The 5603-nt window shown below is 44.1% G+C and carries 5 protein-coding genes and 1 pseudogene; all 6 read left to right on the top strand.

All coding sequences use genetic code 11. From position 1 onward, the window contains the following. Positions 1–46 precede the first annotated feature (46 nt). The 6 genes and pseudogenes from ACXMYH_RS16335 (at position 47) to ACXMYH_RS16310 (ending at position 4780) form a co-directional block, all read left to right on the top strand. Positions 47–682 carry a hypothetical protein gene (locus tag ACXMYH_RS16335; protein ID WP_002595442.1) on the top strand — a complete coding sequence of 212 codons (636 nt, stop codon included), beginning with the start codon at positions 47–49 and terminating at the stop codon, positions 680–682. Beyond that, positions 675–995 carry a plasmid mobilization protein gene (locus ACXMYH_RS16330; protein WP_002595443.1) on the top strand — a complete coding sequence of 107 codons (321 nt, stop codon included), beginning with the start codon at positions 675–677 and terminating at the stop codon, positions 993–995. Before ACXMYH_RS16335 ends, ACXMYH_RS16330 begins: the two co-directional genes overlap by 8 nt. After that, a pseudogene (locus ACXMYH_RS16325) lies at positions 956–1387 on the top strand (relaxase/mobilization nuclease domain-containing protein); the annotation flags it as partial. The gene ACXMYH_RS16330 and the pseudogene ACXMYH_RS16325, both read left to right, overlap by 40 nt. A gap of 361 nt (positions 1388–1748) precedes the next feature. After that, the gene (locus ACXMYH_RS16320) at positions 1749–2327 is read left to right on the top strand and encodes a hypothetical protein (protein ID WP_235845210.1); all 579 of its coding nucleotides are present in this window, start codon (positions 1749–1751) and stop codon (positions 2325–2327) included. Positions 2328–2461: 134 nt separating this feature from the next. After that, entirely contained in the window at positions 2462–3016 is a 555-nt protein-coding gene (locus ACXMYH_RS16315) for a hypothetical protein (RefSeq protein WP_002595445.1), read from the top strand. Between the two features lie 381 nt (positions 3017–3397). Beyond that, positions 3398–4780, top strand: coding sequence for a hypothetical protein (locus ACXMYH_RS16310; protein ID WP_002595441.1), 1383 nt, complete (start codon positions 3398–3400; stop codon positions 4778–4780). The last annotated feature ends 823 nt before the right edge of the window (positions 4781–5603 follow it).

Genomic DNA, 5603 nt, shown 5'->3' with positions numbered 1-5603 from the left:
GCGGTAAATTGTTGAGTGATAGCCAAGAAGAAAGAGAGGTAAAAGCATGAGTTGGGGCGAGGAACAGCAGAAAGAAATTGAGACAATCAGAGAGAGAAAAATCACAGTGAAATTGTCGGACGCAGATTGTGACCGACTGGCGAGAAAGTGTGGGAAGCATGGTCTGACAATCGGAGAGCTGATAGAGAATTTTGTCGGAGATTTGGTGGGCGGTACTTACTCCAATGGAAGTGATGAAAGAGATTATGCTGACCAGTGGTTCGAGCGTTGTTGGTTCGGAATGTTCCCAGAGCCTACACTGCTGAATCACTTATTGAATTTGGGTTATGAACCAGAGCATTATCTGGATATGTTGGAGAACGTAGAGACAATAAAATCCGACATTGAAATTACTAAACAGAACATAGCAGAGCCAAGTGATGAATGGAAAGACATTGTGTACCACAAGTATAATGATGATTTTACAAGCTATGAGTGTGTGCCTTGTTACAATAGTGTTGATGAATATATAGCAAGCGAAAAAGAAGATTTAGAAAGCTATAAGGCAGACTTAGAAGAAGCACTGGAAGAACTGAAAGACATGAGAGCGGACTGGAAGCCAGAGAAAGAGCCGAACATGAACGAGGAAATCGAACTCATTAAGAAGTGGGTAAAGGAAAGAGAGGACTTCATCAATGAATAGGACAAGACCGAAGCAGATAGTTATAAGAGTGTCAGAGGAAGAACTTGCACAGATAAAAGAAAAAGTAGAGCAGTCTGGAAAGAGCCAACAGCAATATATCATTGAAGCCCTCACACAGTCGAACATTGTCAATCTGGACGGACTGAAAGAGATATATCCAGAGCTGAAAAGGCAAGGCAACAATCTGAACCAGATAGCCAAGAAGCTGAATGAAAATGGATATGTGGACTATAAGCAAGAGCTTCCTAACACCATGAAAGAGGTGAGAGAAGTATGGCAGTTATTAAAGCAGTATCTTCAAAAGCAGGCATAGGGCAAGCACTGGACTATGTGACAAAAGAGGAAAAGACAGAGGATAAGCTTGTCAGCGGTCTGCACTGTGAACCAGATACAGTAAAGGACGAAATGCAAGCCACCAAGGAACTATGGGAGAAAACCGGGGGAAGGACATACAAGCACTTTGTCCAGAGCTACCATAAGGACGAGAAAATCACGCCGGAGCAGGCACACAGGAACGCCTTACAGCTTGCAGAGAATACGTCGGCATGGAAAGGGTTTGAGGTGCTTGTGGCTACCCATAAGGACAAAAAACATATCCATACGCACTTTATCGTCAATTCCGTCAATTTTGAGGACGGGCACAAGCTGCAGTGGAGCAGCGCCGACCTGCAGGAGCTGAAGGAGCGGTGCAACGCACAGAGCAGGGAGCAGGGGCTACACGTCTCAGAAAAGGGAAAGACCTTTGAAGGAGCGGAACGTGAGGAAACAGTGGCATGGAAAAAAGAGACGTACCAGCTTCTGAAGCAGGCGGAGCAGGGGAAAGTGAAAAGCTATGTCCAGGACATTGCCCTGGCAGTCCTGGACTGTAAGGAAACAGCGACCAGCCGGGAAAGCTTTATTCGGCTGATGAATGAAAGAGGGTACGGAGTGGACTGGCAGGACAGCCACAAATACATCACATATACCGACTTAGCAAGGAAGCAGGCAGGAGAAAAGGCTTGCAAAATTCGTAATAATAAGCTGGAAAAATACTACAACATGGGTTTTGGAAAGGAGGAACTGGAGCATGAGTTTGAGAGAAATGCACGAACAGCAGAAGTCAGAGCAGGCAAGTCCGAGAGAACGGATCCAAGAACTGAACCGTCAGAGCCGGACAGAGCTGGAGAACAGCCTGCTGAAGGAAGCCTTAGCTTTGTCGAGCGAGAGCTGCGAGGAATTGATGAAGCAGTCAAATCAAGGACAAGCAAGGGCAGAGCAGAACAGGCAGAGAGACGCCGAGCTGAGCAGGCAGCTCATCAGCGAGCTGAAGAAGCAAGTCGAGCAGTTAGAGAACAGCAACGAACTACTTCAGAACGCCATATCAGCCGGAATTGGGAGCCTGAGAGATGAGGTCAGAGAAAGTACCGTCCAAGAGGTAAAAAAGGCGTTACAGGCGAATATAGAGGCGGTACAGAAGGCAACAAAAGCTCTTGAAAAGCAGTCTGATACGCTTACAAGCGTAATGAAGCAGAAAGTCCGGGAGCTGGAGGAAAGCAAAAACAGCTTTTTCAGATATGAGGGCTTGAAGATATACCTGTTTTGGGGCGGTATGGTCTGTAATATTGGGACGTTTTTGATAGTGTTATATTATTTATTTGTCAAGTAAAGTTTTATAAAAATGTTATATATAATTAATGTTTTTTTGTTGAAAATATAGTATAGTAAAACAAAAAGGAGGGGATGCCAATGTACTTGTTGCTTTAGATGCTATAAAAATACATTGACATAGGAGGAAAATTAATGAGAAATATTCGCAGATCTGTAGCGTTAGCTTTGGCAGCAATAATGATGATGGCTATGAATATGGTTAGTTTTGCAGCAGATACAGCTCCTGCTGAAACCGAGGCGGTAGAATCGGTGACTCGTTCAACTAATGGAGAATCTGTTTTGCTGGATAAAGTATATTTTGCGTGTGATGGAAAAAACACAATTTCTTCTCGAGAACCTATTCCTGCTACAGCTTTAGATATTGAAAATAGAATTTTAGGAAGTATGGAGTATTTTTATGATGGTTTAGATTCATCTGGAAGACCGCAGTACACAGTTAAGGCATCTATGACGTCTAATCCATTAAAATTAAAATCCAGTAAACTTGTAACAAGAGCTGAAGGAGTAAATAGTTGGCATACAAATGAAGAAGATCATAATGGGTATACAGGAACTAATTCTCGAAGCTATGTATATACGACTCCGAATCCACCATCAAATCCATATTGTGAAGCAATATTAACCGCAACTGATGAGAAAGGTGACGAATACGCAGTATGGAAAGGAACTCTTCGTGATGCTAAGTAGAAAATACTGAAATATTGGTAAGAGTAGTGATGAAAATAAGAGGGAGTGAAGTGAGGATGAGATATTCTTAATTCACTCCCTTTTTTTAGAGGTCAAAAAGGTGCAATAAATTCATTGATAAGATAAGCGATAAGGGCGAGAGGGAGTGAGGTGTAGATATTGACACCAAAAAGGCACTCCCTTATACTTGATGGAAAAAGGTAAAATACTTCATTGATAAGATAAGCGGTGAAGGCGAGAGGGAGTGAGGTGTAGATATTGACACCAAAAAGGCACTCCCTTATACTTGAGAGAAAAAGGTGCAAAAATCTATTGATAAGATTAGCGGTCAAGCGGAGTAAGGGCAGTATATTATATAATATATCTAAGTAGGAGAAAAATATGCGTAGAAATACAAAAACAATGTATGAGTGGAGAAAGGTATATAGGGATAAAGAGGAGCTGATGTTGGAGAGAGGTTTTCCAGAGGTCAGCCCCCATGAGTTCTATCGTGACTTGTTCCCAGAGGGGAGCTTACAGAGTGCAGAGCATGACGGAAAAGGAAATGTGATTGCAACCCAGATAAGACCATCTGGAAAGGGAAGAACGAAGCAGTGGGTTATAGATGATAGTCTGAATATGCTTGATAAGGTCATAGGGGACGAGTTCGGACTGATACCGCCTATCACGTTCTATGGCAAGACACACACGAAGCAGAACGCACATGAACTGTATGCGGTTGCAATAGATATTGATTATGTCGGAAAACAGCAGTTGAAGAACCTCTTGAAGCAATTCGGGAACGGAGTACAGCTCCGACCGACCTACCTTGTGAGTTCTGGAAAGGGTGTCCATGCCTATTACTTTTTGAAAGAGCCAGTACAGTTGTATCATAATCTGGAAGATACCCTTGCGGAGCTGAAAGAAGCATTTATCCGCAGACTATGGAACGATACGAGCAGTATCAGACCAGACAGCCCAGATATAACAGGTATCTATCAAGGCTTTAGGTGTGTTGGGAGCCAGAGCAAGCTGGGGGCAGACTTCCCAGTGAAAGCCTATAAGATGTCGGATAACCGCTATACTCTGGAAGATATAAAGGACAGCATACCGAACTGTAAGGTTGATTTATCGGTACTTACAGAGAAGCCGAAGAAAGAAAAGAGTAAGCTGTCACTGGACGAAGCAAAGAAGCTGTACCCAGAGTGGTATCAAGAGCGAGTTGTAGAGGGCAGACCGAAGAAAAAAGGCACATGGGTGTGTAATGAAGCCCTTTATGAGTGGTGGAAGAACAAGATTTTTACCGAAGTAAAGGTAGGCGGTAGGTACTTCTCAATCATGGCATTGTGTGCGTATGGCTTGAAATGTGGCATATCTGAAAGACGAATAAGGCAAGATGCCTATTCATTTTTGGAGCATCTGGAGAGCCTTACAGATGATGAGGACAACCATTTTACAAGGGAAGATGTAAAGGACGCATTGAAAGCCCTCAAAGCTGATAACAAGCTACTTTCGACTATGGCAAGCCGAGAATGGATAGAGAAGCAGACGAAAGTTGTCATACCGCCAAATAAGAGGAACGGCAGAAAGCAAGCCACGCACTTAAAAATCGCACGTTTTACCCTTGAAACAATGAATGAGGACAGGGGCAAAGCTCTACAAGGGAGACCAGACAAGGCGAAGATTGTCGAAGAATGGAGAGAAAGCAACCCTCTGGGAACAAAAGCGGACTGCATCCGAGAGACAGGACTTGCAAAGCATACGGTTTATAAGTGGTGGAAGTAGGGCATACTTGAAATGCTGAAAGGCATATGCTATAATGCCAGTAGGCAAGAAAGACGAAAGTGCTCATTGTGGCACGCAAAAAGCCCCGGAGTTGCGACCTCCGGGGCTTTTCTATTCCGTTGTGGCAAGGTGGCTTATGCCTTAGGCTGGCTACCGCCTATTTATCTCCGTCCAGCCATTTGCAGATGTAGTAGGCGACTACACTTGCCAAGACAGAGAGTAAGAAAGACGAAAATATACTCATGGTGGCACACCCCCTTTCTGTACCTGTATAGGGGTGGTAGCGTTGCCCATTATACCATAGTGGCAGAAATGCCACAAGAAGCCATTTCCCCTTGTTTATTATCAGAGCCATAAGGAAAAGAGTGTCAAGGGCGGTCGAAAGACCGCAGCGTTTACCCTTGATACTCTTTTTTGTTGGCTATCATGCCGGAGGGGGAAACGGCTGTCCGTCCGTTCCGTCACTTCCCCTTGTGCTTCATTGTCTGTTCCGGCGGAAGAAAGTAAAGGGTGGTCTGCGACCATTTTTTATCTGCTGCATTCGCTGATCGGCAAGCCGAAGCTCATACTGCAGATAAAAAACAAGCCCTTGACTGTCTCCCTCCTACACTTCCAAAGTCGCCCAAGAGGAAGTAAGCTCCACTGTATTTCTGGCGAAATCCACGCACGAATATATCCGCTTGACAAGTGGCTATCACTATGCTATATTATGTGTAGCGGATATATTGCAAGTTCCCTAAAGTGATAGCCTAACGGCTACACTTTAGAACTTGTGAGGGTGGCAAAGCCCCCCTTCAATCCCCCTTTGAGTGACCGCAGATAT

Source organism: Pilosibacter sp. NGB245 (assembly GCF_057397225.1).
Note: the sequence above shows the minus strand (reverse complement) of the source record. Positions and strands in the feature narration are given on the sequence as shown.

Bases quoted from the DNA above. Each gene is read 5' to 3' on its own strand.
- ACXMYH_RS16335 (WP_002595442.1), top strand. From the start codon at position 47: ATGAGTTGGGGCGAGGAACAGCAGAAAGAAATTGAGACAATCAGAGAG.
- ACXMYH_RS16330 (WP_002595443.1), top strand. From the start codon at position 675: ATGAATAGGACAAGACCGAAGCAGATAGTTATAAGAGTGTCAGAGGAA.
- ACXMYH_RS16320 (WP_235845210.1), top strand. From the start codon at position 1,749: ATGAGTTTGAGAGAAATGCACGAACAGCAGAAGTCAGAGCAGGCAAGT.
- ACXMYH_RS16315 (WP_002595445.1), top strand. From the start codon at position 2,462: ATGAGAAATATTCGCAGATCTGTAGCGTTAGCTTTGGCAGCAATAATG.
- ACXMYH_RS16310 (WP_002595441.1), top strand. From the start codon at position 3,398: ATGCGTAGAAATACAAAAACAATGTATGAGTGGAGAAAGGTATATAGG.